This is a genomic window from Azospirillum sp. Marseille-Q6669, assembly GCF_965111635.1.
On record NZ_CBCOOP010000004.1, the window covers coordinates 283,992 to 303,704 of the forward strand.

A 19,713-nucleotide genomic window follows, 5' to 3' on the forward strand; every position below is an offset into this window, starting at 1 on the left:
GGACGGGAGGCGCGCCATGCTCCGGGTGCAGAACGCCAGTGTGTTCTTTCCAGGCCGTGACGGCGGGACGATCCATGCGCTGGACCGCGCGTCGCTGGACATCGACGCCAACAGCATCGTCGTCGCGCTGGGCGCGTCGGGCTGCGGCAAGTCCACGCTGCTGAACGCCATCGCCGGCTTCCTTCCCCTGTCGGACGGCAGCATCACGCTGGACGGGCAGCCGGTGGAGCGCCCCGGCGCCGACCGCGGCGTGGTGTTCCAGAAGGACACGCTGCTGCCCTGGAAGAGCGTGCTGGACAATGTGGCGCTCGGCCTGGATTTCGCCGGCCTCCTCCTGCGGGAGCGGCGGGACCGTGCCGCGGAGCTGTTGCGCCTCGTCGGGCTGGAGGGCTTCGCCAAGGCCGCCCCGCACGAGCTGTCCGGCGGCATGCGCCAGCGCGTCGGCATCGCCCGCGCGCTGGCCACCGACCCGAAGATCCTGCTGATGGACGAGCCGTTCGGCGCGCTCGACAGCCTGACGCGGGAGCAGATGCAGGAGCTGCTGGTCGACGTCTGGGCGCGCACCGGCAAGCGCATCTTCTTCATCACCCACTCCATCGAGGAGGCGCTGTTCCTCGGCACGACGGTGGTGGTGATGTCGCCGCGCCCCGGCCGGATCGTCGCCCGCTTCGACCTTGATTTCGTCCGGCGCTTCGCCGCCGAGCGGGACGTGCGCGCCATCCTGTCCGACCCGGAGTTCGGGGATCTGCACAACCGCATCCGCGATCTCGTCCACCGTCCGCATCACGCGACGGTCCACCGCGGGGAGACGCTGCAATGACCGACGCCGCCCGCACCACCACGACTCCTCTGGCCGAGCCCGCCGCCCGGCCCAGGACCGTCGCCCTGCGGCCCTTCGGGCTGGACGGCGCGCGGACCGGTCCGATCAGCGCGGTCACCGGGTTTCTGCTCATCGCCCTGTGGTTCCTGGTGTCGCACCACCGGCTGGTGACGCCGCTGTTCCTGCCCGCGCCGGGGGAGGTGGCCGCCCAGTTCCTCGCCATCCTGGAGGACGGTTACGCCGGCGCCACGCTGGGGGAGCACGTGTCGGCCAGCCTGCTGCGCATTCTCGCCGCGGCGCTGATCGCGGCGTCGCTGGGCATCCCTCTGGGGCTGGCGATGGGGCTGAACCGCTGGGCCAAGGGCGTTCTCGACACGCCCATCGAGTTCTACTGGCCGCTGCCGCCGCTGGCCTATCTGCCGCTGATGATCATCTGGCTGGGCATCGGGGAGGTGTCGAAGATCGCCCTGCTCACCCTGGCGATGTTCGCCCCGATCTGCCTGTCGGCGCAGGCCGGCGTGCGGTCGCTGCCCATCGAGCGGGTGAACGCCGCGCTGTCGCTGGGGGCCACGCGCTGGCAGCTCTTCCGCGCCATCGTGCTGCCCAGCGCCCTGCCGGAGATCCTGACCGGCCTGCGCATCGCCATCGGCGTCGGCTGGAGCACGCTGGTCGCCGCGGAGCTGATCGCGGCGACGCGCGGCATCGGCTTCATGATCATGTCCGCCTCGCATTTCCTGGCCACCGACGTGGTGTTCGTCGGCATCGGCATCATCGCCGCCTGGGCCTTCGCCTTCTCCTACGGGATGCGCCTGCTGGAATCCTGGCTGGTGCCCTGGAAGGGCAAGACCTGACGCTTTCCCGAACCGGAGTGCTTTCGCCGTGTCGCGGCCCCCCAACATCCTGTTCATCATGGCCGACCAGATGGCGGCCCCCGCCCTGCCCTTCCACGGTCATCCGGTGGTCAAGACGCCGAACCTGTCGCGGCTGGCCGCGGACGGCGTGGTGTTCGACAACGCCTACTGCAACTACCCGCTCTGCGCGCCGTCGCGCTTCGCGCTGCTGTCGGGGCGGCTGCCCTCGGCCATCGGCGCCTTCGACAACGCGGCGGAGTTCGCCTCCTCCGTGCCGACCTTCGTGCATTACGCCCGCGCCGCCGGCTACCGCACCTGCCTGTCGGGCAAGATGCATTTCGTCGGCGTCGACCAGCTCCACGGCTTCGAGGAGCGGCTGACCACCGACATCTATCCCGCCGATTTCGGCTGGACGCCGGATTGGGGCAACGGGGCGCTGGCCTACGACTGGTCGCATCACATGGCGAGCGTGGTCGAGGCCGGCCCCTGCCACCGCAGCCTGCAGATCGACTTCGACGAGGAGACCGCCCATCAGGCGGTGCAGAAGATCTACGATTACGGCCGCACCGCAGACGAGGCGCCCTTCCTCCTGGCGGTGTCCTTCACGCACCCGCACGACCCCTTCAACTGCCTGCCGGAGCATTGGGATCTCTACGACCACGCGGCGATCGACCTGCCCTCGGTGCCGACCATCCCGCCAGAGCGGCTCGATCCGCACAGCCGGCGGCTCCACTACATGGACGGGCTGCACCGCTACGACCTGACGGAGGAGCGGGTGCGCACCGCCCGCCACGCCTATTACGGCTCCATCAGCTATGTGGACGAGCTGGTCGGACGCCTGCTGACCGCGCTGGAGCGGGCCGGACTGGCCGAAGACACCATCATCGTCTTCACCGGCGACCATGGCGAGATGCTGGGCGAGCGGGGCATGTGGTACAAGATGACCTTCTTCGAATGGTCGTCCCGCGTGCCGCTGCTGGTGCACGCTCCGGGACGCTGGGCGGCGCGCCGGGTGTCGGCCCCGGTGTCGCACGTCGATCTTTTCCCCACCATCCTCGACCTGCTCGACGGCCGAGCGCCGCTGCCGGTCGACCCGTTCGACGGCGAAAGCCTGCTGCCCCTGCTGGCCGGTTCGGCGCGCGGCGCCGGCCGCACCATCTTCGCGGAGTATCTGGGGGAAGGGACGCTGAACCCCGCCTTCATGGTGCGGCGCGGCCGCTACAAATACATCGCCTGCGACGGCGACCCGCCGCAGCTCTACGATCTGGAGGCCGACCCGAAGGAGCTGGTCAACCGCGCCGGCGCGCGCGATCTCGCCGCCATCGAGGCCGATCTGTCCGCATCGGTCACCCGGCGCTGGAACGCGCCGGCCCTGCGCCGGGCGGTGATCGAGAGCCAGAACCGGCGGCTGTTCGTCCACAAGGTGCTGCTGACCGGGCGGCCCACGCCCTGGGATTTCCAGCCCCACCGCAACGCCGCCACCTCCTACGTCCGCAATTTCGGGGTCGCCGAGGACACGCTGAAGGCGCTGGCTCGCCTGCCGGCGGTGGAGCCGGTGCCGCCCGACGCCTGATTCCTCCTCTCCCATCTTTGCCATCCGGGGAACCGCCATGCCCGACATGTCTCTGCCCAGCCTGTCCATCACCCCCGTCAGCCCGGCCATCGGCGCGCGGGTGGAGGGGTTGGACCTCACCCATCCGCTGAGCGACGCGGAGGCCGCCGCGCTGGAGCGCGCGCTGGTCACCCATCAGGTGCTGTTCTTCGAGAATCAACCCCTGACGCCCGCGGCCCAGCGCGCCTTCGCCGCCCGCTTCGGCAGCCTGCATGTCCATCCCGTCTATCCCAACGTGCCCGAGCAGCCGGAGATCATGGTGCTCGACACCGGGCCGCACAACGTGACGGACAACGATGTCTGGCACACCGACGTGACCTGCATCGAGACGCCGCCGGCCATCGTGGCGCTGGCGGGCAAGCGGATCCCGCCCAACGGCGGCGACACCGTGTGGGCCAGCAACATCGCCGCCTACAACGGCCTGTCGGAACCGCTGCGCCGCCTGCTCGACCCGCTGACCGCGCTGCACGACTTCACCAAATCCTTCCCCGAATGGCGGCACAACGCCGATCCGGAGACGCACGCCCGCTGGCGCGCGGCCCGCGACCGCCACCCGCCGGTGACCCACCCGGTGGTCCGCGTCCATCCGGTGAGCGGTACCAAGGCGCTGTTCGTGAACGAGAACTTCACCGCGCGCATCGTCGGGCTGAGCGACCGCGAGAGCGCGGCCATCCTCGACCTGCTGTTCGACCACATCAGCCGCCCGGAATTCACCGTGCGCTGGCGGTGGAAGGCCGACGACCTCGTGCTGTGGGACAACCGCTCCACCCAGCATTACGCGGTGAACGACTATCTGCCGCACAGCCGCCTGATGCACCGCGCCACCGTGCTGGGCGACCGGCCCGTCGGACCCTGAGCAAACCTCTCATAACAACATCAAATCCCTAGGGAGAATTCGACCGTGACGAGCCTGTTCCCGCGCCGCGCCGTGCTCGGCGCCCTGTTCGCCGCCGCCCTGTCCAGCCATCTGCCGGGCGCTGCCCGCGCCGCCGACAGGGTGACGGAGATCCGCCTCGACTACGCCTACTACAACCCGGTCAGCCTCGTGCTGAAGGAAAAGGGCTGGCTGGAGGAAGATCTGAAGAAGGACGGGATCGCCGTGCGCTGGGTGCTCAGCCTCGGTTCCAACAAGGCGTTGGAATTCCTGAACGCCGGCAGCCTGGATTTCGGCTCGACCGCCGGGGCGGCGGCGCTGATCGCGCGGATCAACGGCAATCCCATCAAATCGGTCTACGTCTATTCAAAGCCGGAATGGACCGCCCTGGTCACCGGCCCGAACAGCGCCATCACGAAGGTCGAGGACCTGAAGGGCAAGCGCGTCGCCGTCACCCGCGGCACCGACCCGCACATCTTCCTGGTCCGCACGCTCGCCCGGCACAAGCTGACCGACAAGGACATCAAGCTGGTCCTGCTGCAGCACCAGGACGGCCGCTTGGCGCTGGAGAAGGGCGATGTGGACGCCTGGGCGGGGCTCGACCCGCTGATGGCCCAGGCGGAGATCGACAACGGCGCCACGCTGTTCTACCGCAACGCCGCCGCCAACAGCTGGGGCGTGCTGAACGTGCGGGAGGAGTTCGCCACACAGCAGCCGGAGTTGGTCGCCCGCGTCCTGCGCGCCTATGAGAAGGCCCGCGCCCACGCGCTCGCCAACCCGGCGGAGTTGAAGACGACCATCGCCACCGCGGCGAAACTGTCGGAGCCGGTGGCCGCCCGCCAGTTGGAACGCACCGAGCTCAGCCACAGCGCCATCGGCGCGGAGCAGGCCGACACCATCCTCCAGGCCGGCCTCGCCCTTCAGGAGAGCGGCGTGCTGGGCGCCGACGTGGACGTGAAGGGGGCGGTCGCGGCGCTGATCGACCCGTCCTTCTCCAAGGCGCTGACCCAGTAAGGGGGCGGTTCCGTGGCCGTCATCGAACCGGCGCTGGACCGGCAAGAATCCGGCGCCGTTTCCCTTCCGGAGGCATCCGGTCCAGCGCCCCGCCGCCGCTGGCTGGACTGGCTGGCCGGCCTGATCGTCCCGCTGGCCCTGGCGCTCGGCTGGGAGGTCGCGGTGACGCAGGGCTGGGGCAACGGGCGCCTGCTGCCGCCGCCCAGCCGCATCCTGTCCACCCTGTGGGGCCTGTGGCGGTCCGGCGACCTGATCACCCATGTTCTGGCGACGCTGGGCCGGGTGGGGCTGGGCTTCCTGTTCGGGGTGCTGGCGGGGACGGTGCTGGGGGCGCTCACCGGCTATCTGAGTTGGGCGCGCCGCCTGCTCGACCCCACCCTGCAGGCGCTGCGCTCCATCCCGTCGATCGCCTGGGTGCCGCTGTTCATCCTGTGGTTCGGCATCTTCGAGACCTCGAAGGTCATCCTGATCGCGGTCGGGGTCTTCTTTCCCATCTATCTGGCGCTGTCCGGCGCCATCCTGGACGTGGACCGCAAGCTGGTGGAGGTCGGGCGCATCTTCCGCCTGTCGGGGCCGGCGCTGGTGTGGCGCATCCTGTTGCCGGCGACGCTGCCCGCCTATGTGCTGGCACTGCGCGCCGGGCTGGGGCTCGGCTGGATGTTCGTAGTGGCGGCGGAGTTCATGGGAGCCAGCGAGGGGCTGGGCTTCCTGCTGACCGACGGGCAGATGACCGGCCAGCCGGCGACCATCCTCGCCTCCATCGTCGCCTTCGCTGTGCTGGGCAAGCTGACCGACGGTCTGCTGGCCGCCCTGTCCCGCCCGCTCCTGCGCTGGCAGGATTCCTTCAAGCCGGAGGGTTGAACCGATGCTGCGCATCGACGGGTTGAGCAAGCGCTACCCCAACGGCCATCTGGCGCTGGAGGGAATCGGGCTGGAGGTGGCGCCGGGGGAAATCCTCGGCGTCGTCGGCGGCTCCGGCTGCGGCAAGAGCACGCTGCTGCGGCTGGTCGCCGGGCTGGAAGCGCCGACCGCCGGGGAGGTCGTGCTGAACGGCCAGCCGGTGCGCGGCCCGCGCGACGAGATCGGTTTCGTCTTCCAGGAACCGCGGCTGATGCCCTGGCTGCGCATCCGCGACAACGTGGCCTTCGGCATCCGCCACTTGCCGAAGGCGGAGCGGGAGGCCCGTACGGCTGAGGCGCTGGCGCGCGTCGGCCTCGCCGACTTTGCCGGGGCATGGCCGCGTGAGCTGTCCGGCGGCATGGCCCAGCGCGCGGCGCTGGCGCGCGCGTTGGTCGGGCGGCCTTCGGTCCTGCTGCTCGACGAGCCCTTCTCGGCGCTGGACGCGCTGACCCGCTACGATCTGCAGGACCACCTGCTGAGCCTGTGGGCCTACGATCGCCCGACGCTGATCCTGGTCACCCACGACATCGAGGAGGCTCTCGTCCTGGCCGACCGCGTCGTGGTGATGCAACCCCGTCCGGGTCGCGTCCTGACCGTCGCGGCGCCGCCCCTGCCGCGCCCGCGCGATCGCGCCGACCCGTTGTTCGAGGTTTGGAAGCACCGGCTGCTCGCCGACCTCAGCCGGGCGTTCCGCCATCGCATCAGCGGCGAGGAGGCGTTCCCCGCCGCCGCCATCTGACCGCATTTCCGTATCAACCGATCAACGCGCCCACGTCAGCCTCCGCCCCTCGCCGGCGTCGAACAGATGGGTGGAGGCCGCCGGCAGGCGCAGCGGCCGGACGTCGCCGGGCCGCGCGGCCACGCGCTCGCGGAAGACGCCAACGAAGGGTCGCCCGGCGAGCCGCCCCACGACCTGCGTTTCGGAGCCGGTCGGCTCGACCACCGCGACGTGAAGCGGGACGCCCTCCTCCGGGTCGATGAGGAGATGCCGATCAGGCGGTTGGAATCGGAGGTGCCGAAGCCGGCCAGACACTGCAGGAAATGGCCGACCAGCAGCGTGCGCTCGCCGGTCACCGGATGCACGGACACCAGCGGATGCTCCGTCTCGTAGACGGTCGAGGTGAAGACCTCGTTGAAGCGCTTCAGCCCGTCTTCACGGCTGTTTCCGCGGTCGCCCACGTAATCACACTGGTTGGTGTGGATCGCCCGCAGCTTGTCGGCCAAGTCACGCAGCGGCTCGGGCGGTTCGGCATAGGTCGCACCCGGGCACACAAAGCGGCCCTTGCTGACCTCACCGACCTTGAGCGCAAAGCCGCGCAGGATGCGGCGGATGGAGAACTCGACATCACGCAGCTTGGCTTACAGCAGCTTGCGCCCGACCAGCCGGGCGCGGATCTCCTGGGCTCGGTGGACTTGCGGTGCACCGGCCGGAACCAGCCCACGCGCAGCAGTCAGGCGATGCCGAGGGCGTCCTTGCGGTCGGTCTTCACCACCAACCATGCCGCCACCGTCTCCGCGTGGCGGTCGGGCAGCAGGTCGATGGGACGGTTGCGTTCCAGATCGACGATGATCGTGCCGTAGCGCTGACCGCGCCGCCAGGACCAGTCGTCGATGCCGATGACGCGCGGCGTCGGCAGCGCCGGCAGAGGAGCCGCCCGGATCAGGCGCAACAACGTGTCACCGCTGACCGGCATGGCCAGGCAAGCCGCCAAGCGGGCACCGGCCTCGCCGCCGGCGCTGAGGGCGATGCGCCCTTGCGCCTCCGACAGCCGGACGGTCCGCCGAACCTTCGGCAAGGCGACGGCCGGCAGACGTTCGGCGAAGATGCGGCGCGGGCACTCGACAGCGGCGCGACGGAACCGGCGAACCTGAAGGTCGAGTTGGCCGACCCGGCCCTGCCACGGCAGGTCGCCGAGGCGGCGACTGTAACAACTGTGAACGCGGCGCGAAGGACGCCGACACACCGAGCAGGCCGCCGAAGCGGCGCGAGCGCGCACGGTTGGCTTTCAGGAACTCGGTGCTGATTACCTGGATCGCCGACACAAGCATCGAATAGCTCGGCGCCTCATCCGGCGTCTGGGTGCTCTTGGTTACACCGTCATGCTCCAACGCAGTCCAGCGGCCTGACTATGCCTCGGTTGCAGGATCCCCGCAGCCCACCGAAGCAGACTTTTCGGGCCAACCCCGCCAATCCCCCATACACGCACCACGCTGGCATGGCAGCAGACGTTCCCAGCCCCCTCAACGTCTGGACAGCGATCGCGCCCGTCCCCTGCACCATGCGCTGAATGAACGCAATACAAACAATTCGGCTGGTTGACAAATGCCACTCCCGTGCTCAGTCTTGTCTGGACACGCTCATACCGCGGTCTGACCACGTAGGGAGCACAGACGTGCAGGATACTCCGCTCTTCAAGAAGGTTTTCGGATCCGTAGCCGCCTCCAACATCGGCTCGGCTATCGGCGCGGCGGTGGAATGGGTCAGCGTTCCCGGCGGCGGCTGGAAGGCCGTCGAGGAGCATTTCGGCTGGGTGGAGGATCTGCTCCCCTGGGTCCAGAAGGAGCGTGAGGTCCGCTACTGGAACAACAGCCCGCCACTGCTCTACCGCCATATGGACATGGCCCCGGGCATGACCGAGGACGGCGCCGAGATCCGTTATCTGCTGGCGCTGGCGATGATCGAGAAGGGCGGGCGCATCACCGTCGATGATCTGGCGGCCATATGGCGCCGCGAAATCAAGCGTGAGCACATCGGCCGCCTGGTCAATCCACACATTGTGATCCACTACGACCGGCTGTCCGCCGGCGACGAGAACACGCGCATCAACCCGCGTCTGATCGGCGGGATGACGCCGTGGCCGGGGTTGGTCGACGCCGCCCACATGATCGGCCCGGTTGGCATCATCAACGCCGGCAACCCGCGTCAGGCCGCGCAGGACACCGAGGAGATCTGCCTGCTCATGCAGCCGGCGGGCAGCGGCGGCATCGAGGGCTCGAAGGTGATCGCTGCGGCGACGGCCGAAGCGTTTCGCCCCGGCGCCACGGTGGATTCGGTGATCGAGGCGGCGCGCGCCAATGTCTCGCTGCACACCCGCCAGATCCTCGACCAAGCACTGGAGATCGCCGCCAAGCACCCGGACATTCGCGAACTCCGTGAGCCCATCCGCCAGCACTTCATGCCGACCTACCCCTATGCCGACGCGGTGGAGACGGCGGCGGAGGTCCTGGCGCTGTTCTGGATCACCAAGGGCGACGTGCGCCAAGGCATGATCGGCGCCACCAACCTGGGCCGCGACACCGACTGCATCGGCGGCATGCTGGGTTCCATCTGCGGCGCCTTCAAGGGCATCGACGGCGTTCCGGCGGAATGGGTGCAGACGGTGCAGAGCGCCATCGACGGCAACGCCTACACCATGCAGAAGCTCTCCATGCGCGAGACCGCCGAGGGTTTGATGCGCGCCCTGCTCGCCAGCGCCACCGAGTTGCGCCGGCAGGTCGACGAGCTGGAACAGCTCGGCGGCACCACGGCGCCCGGCACCGCGCGTGCCGCCGAGTAGCCGATAACCGAACGCAACCAATCCCTGGGGAGGGAACGCCATGACGAAGTCCACCAACCGCCTGCGCCGCGCGTTGCTCGGCGCCGCCTTCGGCCTGATCGCCGCCGCCGGCATGGGCGCTGCGCCGGCGCAGGCGCAGTCCACCATCCGCATCCCGCACTGCTGCGCCGCCGGCAGCCACTTCGATATCGGCGCCAAGCGCTTCGCCGAGCTGCTGGCCGAGAAGACCGGCGGCAAGCTGAAGGGCGAGGTCTTTCCGGGCGGTCAGCTCGGCCAGGAGACCGAGGTCATTCAGAACGTCCAGACGGGCACCATCGAGGCGACGATGATCGGCCACGACCCGTTGGCGCAGTTTGCGCCGGAAACCACCATCCTCAGCATGCCCTACCTGTTCCAAAGCCACGATCAGGCGCTGAAGCTGCTCGACGGCAAGCTGGGCGAGGAACTGGCGGCTGCGCTCAAGAAGAAGGGCCTGAAGGTGCTGGCCTGGGGCAACAACGGTGCGCGCGTCTATACCAACAGCAAGCGGGCGATCGAGAAACCGGAGGATCTCAAGGGCCTGAAGATCCGCAGCCCGCAAAGCCCGGTGAACCTCGCGGTGACCAACGCCTTCGGCGGCATCCCCGTCGCCATGCCCTACGGCGAGGTCTACACGGCGCTCCAGCAGGGCACCATCGACGGGCAGGAGAACGCCGTCATCAACATCTACCCGGCGCGCCTCTACGAGGTGCAAAAGCACATGTCGATGACCGACCACCTGCTGTCCTTCACCGTGCTGGTGATGAACGACCGCCTGTTCAACTCCCTCCCGGCCGAGCAGCAGAAGGCCGTGCAGTCGGCGGCGACCGAGGCGATGGCCTTCCAGCGCGATCACGCCGCCAAGCTGTCCGACGAACTGACCCGGAAAATGGCGGACCAGGGCGTCACGGTGACCCGGCCCGACCTCGCCCTCTTCCGCAAGGAGGCGAAGGTTATCCACGAGACCTATGTCGGGAAGGCCTTCAGCCGCGAGCTGTACGACCTTGTGCAGAACGCCGCGAAGTGAAGGACCGGCCCTTTCCCCGACCTGGGGAAAGGGCCCCGCCCGCCGGGCAGGGAGGAGTCATGTTCAGCAAGCTCTACTCCGTCGTCGCCAGGAGCGTCGAACACGCCACATGGCTGCTCACCGCGGTCCTGGTAACGCTCGTCACCGCCAACGTCTTCGCCCGCTATGCGCTGGAGGTCGGCCTGCTGTGGGCGGAGGAGGTGAGCCGGCTGCTGTTCGTGTGGGTGGTCTTCCTGGGTTCCTGGGTGGCGCTCCGGCGCAAGGCGCACATGGCCATCGATGTGGTCGCCGAGCGCTTGCCGGCGGCGAGCCGGGCCGCGGTCGTGCTGCTCGGCCAGCTCTGCGTCCTCGTCTTTCTGTGCGTGGTCGCCTGGGCCGGCTACCGCTTGGTGATGACGACGCTCGACTTCGGGCGGGCCACGCCGATCCTCGGCATCTCGGCCGCCTGGGGCTACCTCGCCGTGCCCGTCGCCGCCGCGCTGATGGCCTTGGAGGTGCTCCGCGAGTTGATCGCGTCGGTGGCTGCCTCCGCCAGAACCGGCGCGGCGGCGCAAGGGCCGCTGCCCCACCACAAGCCCGTTTCGGAAGGGGAATAGTCCGATGTCCATGGCCGTGTTCTTCGCCGCGTTCGGGCTGTTCCTGGCGGGACGGGTGCAGATCGCCTTCGCGCTCGGCCTTGCCTCGCTGGTCTATTTGCTGCTGTTCCTGCCGCTGGTGCCGCTCGACGCCATCCCGCAGCAGATGTACGCGGGCGCGGATTCCTTTGCGCTGACCGCCATCCCCTTCTTCGTGCTGGTGGGCGAGCTGATGAACGCCGGCGGCATCTCGCGCCGGCTGGTCGGCTTCGCCCGCGCGCTGGTCGGCCATTTCGCCGGCGGCATGGGCATCGTGTCTCTGTTCGCCAGCATGATCTTCGCCAGCTTCTCGGGTTCGGCGGTGGCGAACGCCGTCGGCACGGGCGCCATCACCATCCCGGCGATGAAGCGCACGGGCTATCCGCCGGGAGTGGCGGCGGCGGTTGAGACCGCATCGTCCAGCCTGGGTGCCATTGTACCGCCCAGCATTCCCTTCATTGTCTACGGCAGCATCGCCGGCGTGTCGGTCGGCGGCCTGTTCGTCGCCGGCTACGTCCCCGGTGTCCTGCTCGGCCTCGGCCTCGCCGTCGTGATCAGCCTGATCGCCCGGCGCCGCGGCTTTCCGCTCGACGCGCGGGCGACGCTGCCACAGGTCCTGGCAGCGGCCAAGGACGCCGTGCCGGCGCTGCTGACCCCGATCCTGATCATGGGCGGCATCCTCGGCGGCATCATGACGCCGACGGAATCGGGGGCGGTCGGCGCCGCCTACGCACTGCTGGTGTCGAAGTTCGTCTACCGCGAGATCGGCCTGCGCGACCTGCCCGACATCCTGCTGAGCACGGCTGCGGTCACTGGCGTCGTCATGCTGGTGATGACCGCCGCCTCGGTCTTCAGTTGGATCATGGCTTTCGAGCGGGTGCCCACGACCATCGCCGAGACCCTGCTGGCCGGAATCAGCAGCCCATGGGTGCTGATGGTCGGTGTCGTGCTGCTTCTGCTGTTCATCGGCACCTTCGTCGACGCCATCTCGGCGCTGATCATCCTGACGCCGGTGCTGGCGCCCATGGCCGCCGCGCTGGGCATCGACCCGCTGTTCTTCGGAGTGATCGTCTGCGTCACGCTGACGCTCGGCGTCTGCACGCCACCGGTCGGCGTCGCCCTGTTCGTCACCTCCAGCATCGCCAAGACCACCGTCGAGGACACCTCGCGTGCCATCCTGCCGTTCCTTGCGGTTCTGATCGGTGGCACACTTCTGCTGGCACTGCTACCCGAAATGGTCCTCTGGCTGCCGCGCCTGGCCGGCTACTGACTGCGCGGGGGACGGGCGCCATGGCAAGGGAAAGGCAGGGAGTCATCATGGAGCGCAAGGGACGCATCACGACACAGGCGTCGATCGTCGCGCCCAGCGAGGCGCAGGTATTCGAGGAAATCTTCCAGTTTTTCAAGCGCCAGCTCGCCAATGGGGAGCTGAAGCCGTCTGACCGCCTGCTGTCGGAGCGCGAGCTGTCGCAGCGCCTGGGCGTCAGCCGCGCCAGCCTGCGCGAGGCGATGCGCGCCATGGCGCTGCTGGGGGTTATCGAGATCCGGCCGGGCCAGGGCACCTTCGTCCGCTCTCCCGACTTGCGCATCCTGCAGGATTTCTTTGGGGTGGTGCTGGCGATGCAGCCGACGGTCTACGACCACGTGCTCGAAGCCCGCGTCGCCATCGAGTGCCACGCCGTCCGTCTCGCCTGTCTGCGCGCCGAGGCCGAGGATCTGCGGCGCGTCCAAGCGGCGCTGCAGCGCGTCCTCGACACGGTGGACGATCTGGAGACCGGCGCCGAGGCGGACTTCAGGTTTCACGAGGCGATCCTGCGCGCCAGCCACAACGAGGTGCTGGTGTTTATCCACGAAGCGATCGGCACGTTGCTGCGCCGCAGCCACGTTGAGCGCCGCGCCGCGGTGATCGGGCAGGCAGACTACAGCGCCAAGCTGAGCCAGGCACACCGGCGGATCGTCGAGGCCATAGTTCAGCGCGATCCCGATCGCGCCGAGGCGGAAATGCGCGAGCATTTCCTGCTCGCCCAGGAACAGGCCGTCCGGCAGGTGCTGGGCGGTTCGCCGATCGCGGCCGCCGGCCAATAGCGGACCCACAAACGGAGAGAGACCACCATGCCAGCCTCTGCCCCCATGCGCATCGTCATCGGCTCCGACCACGCGGGCTTCCCGCTCAAGGGCCGCGTGACCGCCCTTCTGGAGAAGCTCGGCTGCACGGTCACCGACGTCGGCAGCTACGACGAGCGGCCGGTCGATTTTCCCGACATCACCGGGCAGGTGTGCCGCCAGGTGGCGGACGGGCGCGCCGACCGCGGCATGCTGGTTTGCGGCACCGGCGTCGGCGCCTCCATCGCCGCCAACAAGGTCGCCGGCATCCGCGCGGCGGTGTGCCACGACGTGCACTCGGCCCACCAGAGCGTCGAGCACGACGACGTCAACGTCATGTGCATCGGCGCCCAGATCGTCGGCCCCTGGTTGGCAGAGGACTTGGTCAATGCCTTCATCGCCGCGCGCTTCGACGCCACGGACGACCATGTGCGGCGCGTCGCCAAGCTGCACGACATGGACAAGGCCCGCGCCGCCGGCGTCTGACGCCGCGGCCACACGCTGCCGGGGAGGCCATCGTGATCGTTGTGTTCGGGTCCCTCAACATGGACCTCGTCATGACCGTGCCGGCGCTGCCGCGGCCGGGCGAGACGGTGCTGTGCCCGTCCTACCTCGTGCAGCCGGGCGGCAAGGGCAACAACCAGGCCGTCGCCGCCGCGCGCGCTGGGGGAACGGTGCGCCTGTTCGGACGCGTCGGGGCGGACAGCTTCGGGCAGGCACTGCGGGCCAATCTCGCGGCCAATGGCATTCCCGACGACGGGGTCGGGAATGCCGAGGCACCGACCGGCTGCGCCATGATCGCCGTCGACCCGGCGGGAGAGAATGCCATCGCGGTCGCCAGCGGCGCCAATCTCGAGGTCTGCGCCACCGACGTGCCCAACTCCGCACTCGCGCAGGGCGGCCTGCTGGTGACGCAGATGGAGGTGCCGGCCGAGGAGACCTGGGCGATGCTGCGGCGGGCCCGAGCCGCCGGCATGCGCACGGTGCTCAACCTGGCCCCTGCTCCGGCGCCGACGCCCGAACTGGTCGCGGCGGTGCGCGAGACGGTCGACATCCTCGTGGTCAACGAGCTGGAGGCGGCGGCCCTCGCGTCCAGCGTGGACGGAGGCGCGGTGGCGGACGCTGCCATGCTGTGCCGCCGCCTGGCGGGCGCGCTGCACGTCGTTTGCATCCTGACCCTCGGCGGACGCGGCGTGCTGGCGTGCGACAACGGGCGAACGTGGGCGGTTGGCGCACTGCCGGTCATGGTGGTCGACACCACCGGCGCCGGCGACACCTTCGCGGGTGCGCTGACCGCCGCGCTCGATGCGGGCGTACCGTTGCCCCAGGCCCTCCGCTGGGCCGCGGCGGCGGCCGCCCTGGCGTGCTGCGGCCGCGGCGCCCAGGACAGCATGCCGCATGCCGACCTGATCCGGAGGGCGCTGGCGAACATGCCTCCGGTCGTGGAACCGCCGATCGAACCGGGCGGCGCGAAGTGACGCCGTGAGCCAAGCCAGCGTGGTACGTGGATGGGGAATTGGCGGCGGCTTACGGATCGGCGTAGAAGCCGGAACCCGTTGATCCTGCGCCTACAGTCGACCGATGCCGTTCAAACACCACGCGTCCCACCGCCACCAGTTCCCCCGCGCCAAGTACCGCACGACCAATGGGCGGCCTATGAGGCCAGTCTGCGCCAGCATGGCAGCCTGAGGTTCAGCGAGGAGGCCGTTCAGGCATGGCGTACCGCCCCGCGGACCACGTGCGGCGGACAGCCGCGCTACTCGGGCCTGGCGATCGAGACGGCGTTGACGCTGCGGGCGCTCTTCCACTTGGCGTTCCGCCAGACCGAAGGGCTGATCGGCTCGCTGATACAGCTGTTGCGGTTGGACCTGCCGGTGCCCGATCACACAACCCTGAGCCGCCGGGTCCAGACTCTGGCCATCATGCCACGTCCGCTGACCGCTGGCCCGCTGCACCTGCTGGTCGACCGCAGCGGTCGCAAGCTCAGCAGACCCGACGAGTGGCTGGTCGAAAAACATGGCTCCACAAGCCCCTACTGCAGCATGCAGTAGTTCAGCGCGTGGAGGAACCGCTCCTCCCCGATCCAGCGTTTCTCGTCCACCAGGATGCGGTGCATCACCGCGATCTGCCCCGCCGGCCCGCCGAAGCTGAGCGCCGCGATCCGCGCCCACACCCGCGTGGCCTCGCCGAGGCTCACCCCATGCCCGCCGTTCTTCTGCACGGATACGGCTGTATCCACGATGGCCTGTTCGCTCATCGAGCGTCTTCTCGATCGCGCGTTTTGCGGAAGTGTTCGTAAAGATCCTCGAACAGGGCGCCACCGCGCTCCAGGCGGCGTTCGTCGTCGTCGGTCGCCGCGGCGATGCCGGAGAGCAGCGTCCGAATCCCGGCCGCCTCCTCGCGCTGGAACTTGCCGTCCTTCAGGTCGATGTCGTGGACGATCTCGGCGATCGCCTGGAGCGCGCGGTCCGGCGGCACGAGCTTCGCCAGCAGCACCTCGAAGGTGCACTGGTCGCCCTCGTGCGTGTACTCGGCCTCGAACATGTCGAAGCGCAACTCGCCAAGCTCCGGCGCGTAGCCCTTGTCCGGCACGAACTTGAAGCGGGCTTGCGGGTCGATGGAGCGCCGGATCAGCCACGCCGAGGCGATGCGGTCCACCTGCACGCCCCAGCGGGTCACCCAGGTCCGCCTCTTCAGGTTCCCAACGTCCTTGGTGGCCATGGTCGTGTCCTCCTGGTCCGGGTCGCGTTCGGCCACGGCGAGCCGGGTCTCGATCCCGGCGAGCAGCCCCTCCGCCGATTCCCGCCCGCCCGCGCCGAAGAAGTCGATGGCGACGATCTCCGCCAGCCGGCGCCGCAGGCGGGTCGCTTGAGTCCGGACGTCGCCCTTGCGCGCGCTCCACGAGTCCGGGTCGGCGGCGAGCCCCTCGGCCAGTTCGCGGGCGTCGGCGGCGAGCGCCTCGTAGTCGGCGTCGCGGGCCTTGTCGAACAGCGCCCGCACCTCCGGATCGGTAAGGCCATCGACGAAACGCGCCTCGAACACCGCCGCCTCACCGCCGCCCTCGGTGATCTCGCGCAGCAGCCACTGGAAGTCCTCTCGGGCCTGCTCACCGGCCGGCAGCGCGTAGAGCGAGTTCTTGATGGCCACCGCACCGAGCCCCTGGAGGCGGCGCCAGACCTTCACACGGAAATAGGCGGGCTTCGGCGGCAGCTGGTGGGCCATCAGCAACCAAGCGTACCGGGCGTCCGAGGTGGTGGTCGCATCGTTCATCGGCTACCTGTATCTCGGAGATATGAACTATGCAACACTTGTATCATAATCTGACGCCGGAGTACGGTTCGCGTGGCGCCGGATGCTCCGGCGCATGCACAGGAGATGTGCCATGCCCTACGAGGCCGCACCGCTGCCGTTCAAGCCACCGCGGCTGAACGGCCTGTCCGAACGCCTGCTCGCCAGCCACTACGAGAACAACTACGGCGGGGCCGTCCGCCGCCTGAACGCCATCGAGAACGACCTCGCCCGGCTCGACTGGGCCACGGCGCCGGCCTTTGTGATCAACGGTCTGAAACGCGAGGAACTGATCGCCGCGAACTCGATGATCCTGCATGAGGCGTACTTCGACAGCCTCGGTGGGGCCGGCGATGCCACAAGCGATCTCGCCACCGCGTTTGAGCGGGACTTTGGGTCGGTGGAACGGAGGCGGCGGGAGTTCGCCGCAACGGGCAAGGCGCTCGCCGGCGGGTCAGGCCGGGTGCTGCTGACGCTGTCGGAGCGGGACGGTCGGCTGCGGAACATCTGGGCGGCCGACCACACCCACACGCTCGCCGACGGCCGCGTGGTGCTGGCGCTCGATCTGTACGAGCATGCCTACCACCTCGACTTCGGCGCCAAGGTCGCCGCCTACGTCGACGCCTTCATGAGCAACATCGCCTGGGAGCGCGTCGAGGGACGCTACCGCCGCGCCGTGGAGGGACTCCGCCTGGCGTTGCCGTCCACCACCGAGGTTCCGTCGATGAGCGTTGGAGAAGCCCGGCGGGCCATCGAGGGCGGTGAAATCCTCGTGCTGGACGTCTGCTGGGACGAGGACTTGGCGCGTTCCCCGGATATGCTCCCGATGGCGGTTCATCACGACGCCCGCCGCATCGCGGAGTGGGCCGATGGGGTGCCCAAGGATCGCGAGGTGCTGGTCTACTGCGTGTACGGCTTCCAGGTGAGCCAGGATGCGGTCGCCGACCTTCGGCGCCGTGGTGTGCCTGCCCGCACCCTCGCCGGGGGCATCGCGGCTTGGCGCGCCATGGGGGCGCCGACGATGCCCAAATCCTGACCCGTCGCACAAGGATGTTCGTGGCGGCCCGTGCCGGATGGCTGGGGTCGGATGCCGCCATCCTGGTGCTCCGCCCGGAGACCCAGCCTGGGGAGAGGAGCCGATGACGACGACTGTCGCCATGCTGTGGCGGGGCGATCCCGCCACAGCACCAGCCCGCCACCCGCGCCTTGAACCGATCTCGGACGCCCTGGCCGCGCGCGGGATCGCCGTCGTCGAGGTTCCGTGGTCGGAAGAGGCGGTCGAGCAAACGCGGGCTCGCCTTCTCCGCTGTGATGGCGTGCTCGTCTGGATGGATCCCCTGACCAACGGGCAGGACCGGGTGCTGCTGGATTCGGTGTTGAGGGAGGTCTCCGAACAGGGCGTCTGGGTAAGCGCCCATCCCGACGTCATCCTGAAGATGGGCGTGAAGGAGGTCCTGGTCCGGACCCGGAGCCTCGGGTGGGGGACCGACACCCAGTGCTACGAGACCGCCGAGGCTTTCCGGAGCCTGTTCCCGGCGCGGCTGGCGGGCGACGGCGTCCGGGTGCTGAAGCAGAACCGCGGCAACGGCAGCCAGGGTGTTTGGAAGGTCGCGCTGTCCGACCCTCGGGCGGCGATCGGCCCGCGGGCGCTCGTGACCGTGCTCGAGGCGCGCAGCGACACACCCGAGACTGCCCTGCGTCTCGGCGACTTCATGGGTCGTTGCGAGGCTTATCTCGACGGAGCCGGGCGCATCATCGACCAAGCATTCCAGCCCCGGGTCGGAGAAGGGTTGGTGCGCTGCTACATGTGCCGGGACAGGGTGGTCGGCTTCTCGGAACAGTTTCCCAGGAGCCGATCCGTCGAGCCGGCCATGGCGCCGACCTTCGGCATGGCGCGTGAGAAGACCATGCACCGGGAGACGGCGCCGCAGTTCCGGGCGTTGCGGCGGCGCATGGAAGAGGACTGGACGCCGGGCCTGCAAGGGCTGCTCGGCATCGTCACGGAGGACCTGCCGGTCCTGTGGGACGCCGATTTCCTCTATGGCCCGAAAACGCCGGACGGAGAGGACAGCTATGTGCTGTGCGAGATCAACGTCAGCTGCGTCGTCCCATTCCCCCTGACCGCGGTCCCGGTGATCGCCAAGGTCGTCGACGAGAGTATCGCCCTATTTCGAACGCAACGGCGCGTCCAGAGGGTCTGACAGTTTCCGGCGGCGACGATCAGCCTGTGCTCGCGCTTCGTCCAGCCGGCCTTGCCCTGCTCCCGGATGGTGCGTAGGGCAAGGCGGGTTTATGAGGCAGAGCTTACCGACCAGAACCTCCTACAGCTGACGTGGCAGTGACAGGGAGGCGGGCCGCCAACGGACGATGCTGCGCACGGCGTACAGAGCACTCTGATTGTCCTCGATGGAAAAGTAGCGGCGCAGTTCCGAAACGGCCACCCATTCGCCGCCTTCCTCATAGGCCCGGCAGATTGCCGCGCGCTCGTCCTCGCTCACCGTGAACATGCCGCATCCTCCGCTTCATCGCCGGCGTCGGTCGGGATGGCTTCCGCATCCACCCCGGCCTCGGCAAAGGCGCGGCGGAGGGTTCCGTCAGGTCTCGCGCCAAGCCAGCGAGTAGGCGCAGCGGAGCCGTCCACCAGCACGGCTTTTGTTAGGCGACGGCGAGCATATCGCGCAGCGCGGCGACCCTCTGGACATGGATCGCCCGTCGGTGCGCCACCGGGACGTGCTGCTTGCGCTTGGTCGCCGGCCGCAGGAAGTTGCGCACTTCATCATGAGCGCGGCAGAAGCGGTGGGCGCTGTTCGGCTGCTGGAAGCCGCGCATCGACCGTGTGCGCCCTTGTATGACAGGCCCAGTCCATATTTAACCCTGGACGGCTGGTGACAACCTGTCGTCCGGGTTGACCGACCCCGTCGCGCCCGAGGCTCCGAAGCCGAGTGAAAGCTTGAAGGCGGCCAACCATCTTTGCAAGTCCGAACGGTTGCTTGAGCACGAGTTCGCATCACAAGGAAAGGATGGCCGTGTCCCGC

Annotated in this window: 22 protein-coding genes and 1 pseudogene; 17 read left to right on the top strand and 6 right to left on the bottom strand. The window is 69.0% G+C overall.

What is annotated here, in order from left to right:
* Positions 1 to 16 precede the first annotated feature (16 nt).
* From ACWPXE_RS22715 to ACWPXE_RS22745, 7 genes are read left to right on the top strand one after another with little or no spacing between them, the layout of a single operon-like run.
* Positions 17 to 820 carry a taurine ABC transporter ATP-binding protein gene (locus ACWPXE_RS22715; RefSeq protein WP_454019615.1) on the top strand — a complete coding sequence of 268 codons (804 nt, stop codon included), beginning with the start codon at positions 17 to 19 and terminating at the stop codon, positions 818 to 820.
* Positions 817 to 1,671: an ABC transporter permease subunit gene (locus tag ACWPXE_RS22720; protein ID WP_454019616.1), complete on the top strand. Its 855-nt coding sequence runs from the start codon at positions 817 to 819 to the stop codon at positions 1,669 to 1,671. Before ACWPXE_RS22715 ends, ACWPXE_RS22720 begins: the two co-directional genes overlap by 4 nt.
* A gap of 28 nt (positions 1,672 to 1,699) precedes the next feature.
* Entirely contained in the window at positions 1,700 to 3,244 is a 1,545-nt protein-coding gene (gene betC / locus ACWPXE_RS22725) for a choline-sulfatase (protein WP_454019617.1), read from the top strand.
* Positions 3,245 to 3,281: 37 nt separating this feature from the next.
* Positions 3,282 to 4,139 carry a taurine dioxygenase gene (gene tauD / locus ACWPXE_RS22730; RefSeq protein WP_454019618.1) on the top strand — a complete coding sequence of 286 codons (858 nt, stop codon included), beginning with the start codon at positions 3,282 to 3,284 and terminating at the stop codon, positions 4,137 to 4,139.
* 45 nt (positions 4,140 to 4,184) lie between these two features.
* Complete coding sequence (locus tag ACWPXE_RS22735) at positions 4,185 to 5,171, top strand: aliphatic sulfonate ABC transporter substrate-binding protein (RefSeq protein WP_454019619.1); 987 nt, start codon at positions 4,185 to 4,187, stop codon at positions 5,169 to 5,171.
* A 12-nt stretch (positions 5,172 to 5,183) separates the two neighbouring features.
* On the top strand, positions 5,184 to 6,032 hold the full coding sequence (locus ACWPXE_RS22740; protein WP_454019620.1) for an ABC transporter permease: 849 nt from the start codon (positions 5,184 to 5,186) through the stop codon (positions 6,030 to 6,032).
* A gap of 4 nt (positions 6,033 to 6,036) precedes the next feature.
* Complete coding sequence (locus tag ACWPXE_RS22745) at positions 6,037 to 6,810, top strand: ABC transporter ATP-binding protein (RefSeq protein ID WP_454019621.1); 774 nt, start codon at positions 6,037 to 6,039, stop codon at positions 6,808 to 6,810.
* A 21-nt stretch (positions 6,811 to 6,831) separates the two neighbouring features.
* On the opposite strand, the gene ACWPXE_RS22750 is transcribed toward ACWPXE_RS22745, so the two are convergent.
* Together ACWPXE_RS22750 and ACWPXE_RS22755 are read right to left on the bottom strand one after the other, a co-directional pair.
* The gene (locus ACWPXE_RS22750; protein WP_454019622.1) at positions 6,832 to 7,104 is read right to left on the bottom strand and encodes a TOBE domain-containing protein; all 273 of its coding nucleotides are present in this window, start codon (positions 7,102 to 7,104) and stop codon (positions 6,832 to 6,834) included.
* A gap of 460 nt (positions 7,105 to 7,564) precedes the next feature.
* Positions 7,565 to 8,071, bottom strand: a pseudogene (locus ACWPXE_RS22755) (transposase); the annotation flags it as partial.
* Positions 8,072 to 8,464: 393 nt separating this feature from the next.
* Between ACWPXE_RS22755 and ACWPXE_RS22760 the strand changes: the two are divergent.
* The 8 genes from ACWPXE_RS22760 to ACWPXE_RS22795 all read left to right on the top strand — a co-directional run bounded on the left by ACWPXE_RS22760 (position 8,465) and on the right by ACWPXE_RS22795 (position 15,441).
* Positions 8,465 to 9,628: an ADP-ribosylglycohydrolase family protein gene (locus tag ACWPXE_RS22760; RefSeq protein WP_454019623.1), complete on the top strand. Its 1,164-nt coding sequence runs from the start codon at positions 8,465 to 8,467 to the stop codon at positions 9,626 to 9,628.
* Positions 9,629 to 9,668: 40 nt separating this feature from the next.
* Positions 9,669 to 10,673, top strand: coding sequence for a TRAP transporter substrate-binding protein (locus ACWPXE_RS22765; RefSeq protein WP_454019624.1), 1,005 nt, complete (start codon positions 9,669 to 9,671; stop codon positions 10,671 to 10,673).
* Positions 10,674 to 10,732: 59 nt separating this feature from the next.
* Positions 10,733 to 11,269 carry a TRAP transporter small permease gene (locus ACWPXE_RS22770; RefSeq protein WP_454019625.1) on the top strand — a complete coding sequence of 179 codons (537 nt, stop codon included), beginning with the start codon at positions 10,733 to 10,735 and terminating at the stop codon, positions 11,267 to 11,269.
* A 4-nt stretch (positions 11,270 to 11,273) separates the two neighbouring features.
* A complete protein-coding gene (locus ACWPXE_RS22775; protein WP_454019626.1) occupies positions 11,274 to 12,557 on the top strand; it encodes a TRAP transporter large permease in 1,284 nt (427 codons plus the stop codon).
* A gap of 20 nt (positions 12,558 to 12,577) precedes the next feature.
* Entirely contained in the window at positions 12,578 to 13,372 is a 795-nt protein-coding gene (locus tag ACWPXE_RS22780) for a FadR/GntR family transcriptional regulator (protein WP_454019627.1), read from the top strand.
* A gap of 27 nt (positions 13,373 to 13,399) precedes the next feature.
* Complete coding sequence (gene rpiB, locus ACWPXE_RS22785) at positions 13,400 to 13,876, top strand: ribose 5-phosphate isomerase B (protein ID WP_454019628.1); 477 nt, start codon at positions 13,400 to 13,402, stop codon at positions 13,874 to 13,876.
* A gap of 32 nt (positions 13,877 to 13,908) precedes the next feature.
* Positions 13,909 to 14,868, top strand: coding sequence for a ribokinase (locus tag ACWPXE_RS22790; RefSeq protein ID WP_454019629.1), 960 nt, complete (start codon positions 13,909 to 13,911; stop codon positions 14,866 to 14,868).
* 78 nt (positions 14,869 to 14,946) lie between these two features.
* Complete coding sequence (locus ACWPXE_RS22795; RefSeq protein WP_454019630.1) at positions 14,947 to 15,441, top strand: transposase; 495 nt, start codon at positions 14,947 to 14,949, stop codon at positions 15,439 to 15,441.
* Here the strand turns inward: ACWPXE_RS22795 and ACWPXE_RS22800 are convergent.
* Positions 15,423 to 15,647 (bottom strand): chromate transporter, encoded by a 225-nt coding sequence (locus ACWPXE_RS22800; RefSeq protein WP_454019631.1) that lies wholly within the window; start codon positions 15,645 to 15,647, stop codon positions 15,423 to 15,425. The genes ACWPXE_RS22795 and ACWPXE_RS22800 overlap by 19 nt on opposite strands.
* Positions 15,644 to 16,660: a chromate resistance protein ChrB domain-containing protein gene (locus ACWPXE_RS22805; RefSeq protein ID WP_454019632.1), complete on the bottom strand. Its 1,017-nt coding sequence runs from the start codon at positions 16,658 to 16,660 to the stop codon at positions 15,644 to 15,646. Before ACWPXE_RS22805 ends, ACWPXE_RS22800 begins: the two co-directional genes overlap by 4 nt.
* A 112-nt stretch (positions 16,661 to 16,772) precedes the next feature.
* Here ACWPXE_RS22805 and ACWPXE_RS22810 point away from each other — a divergent pair, with 112 nt between their 5' ends.
* Both ACWPXE_RS22810 and ACWPXE_RS22815 read left to right on the top strand, forming a co-directional pair.
* The gene (locus tag ACWPXE_RS22810; RefSeq protein ID WP_454019633.1) at positions 16,773 to 17,714 is read left to right on the top strand and encodes a Fe-Mn family superoxide dismutase; all 942 of its coding nucleotides are present in this window, start codon (positions 16,773 to 16,775) and stop codon (positions 17,712 to 17,714) included.
* 103 nt (positions 17,715 to 17,817) lie between these two features.
* A complete protein-coding gene (locus ACWPXE_RS22815; protein WP_454019634.1) occupies positions 17,818 to 18,879 on the top strand; it encodes a Cj0069 family protein in 1,062 nt (353 codons plus the stop codon).
* Between the two features lie 120 nt (positions 18,880 to 18,999).
* Here ACWPXE_RS22815 and ACWPXE_RS22820 read toward each other — a convergent pair whose 3' ends face one another.
* Positions 19,000 to 19,185: a hypothetical protein gene (locus ACWPXE_RS22820; protein ID WP_454019635.1), complete on the bottom strand. Its 186-nt coding sequence runs from the start codon at positions 19,183 to 19,185 to the stop codon at positions 19,000 to 19,002.
* Between the two features lie 148 nt (positions 19,186 to 19,333).
* Entirely contained in the window at positions 19,334 to 19,507 is a 174-nt protein-coding gene (locus ACWPXE_RS22825) for a hypothetical protein (RefSeq protein ID WP_454019636.1), read from the bottom strand.
* Positions 19,508 to 19,713 lie beyond the last annotated feature (206 nt).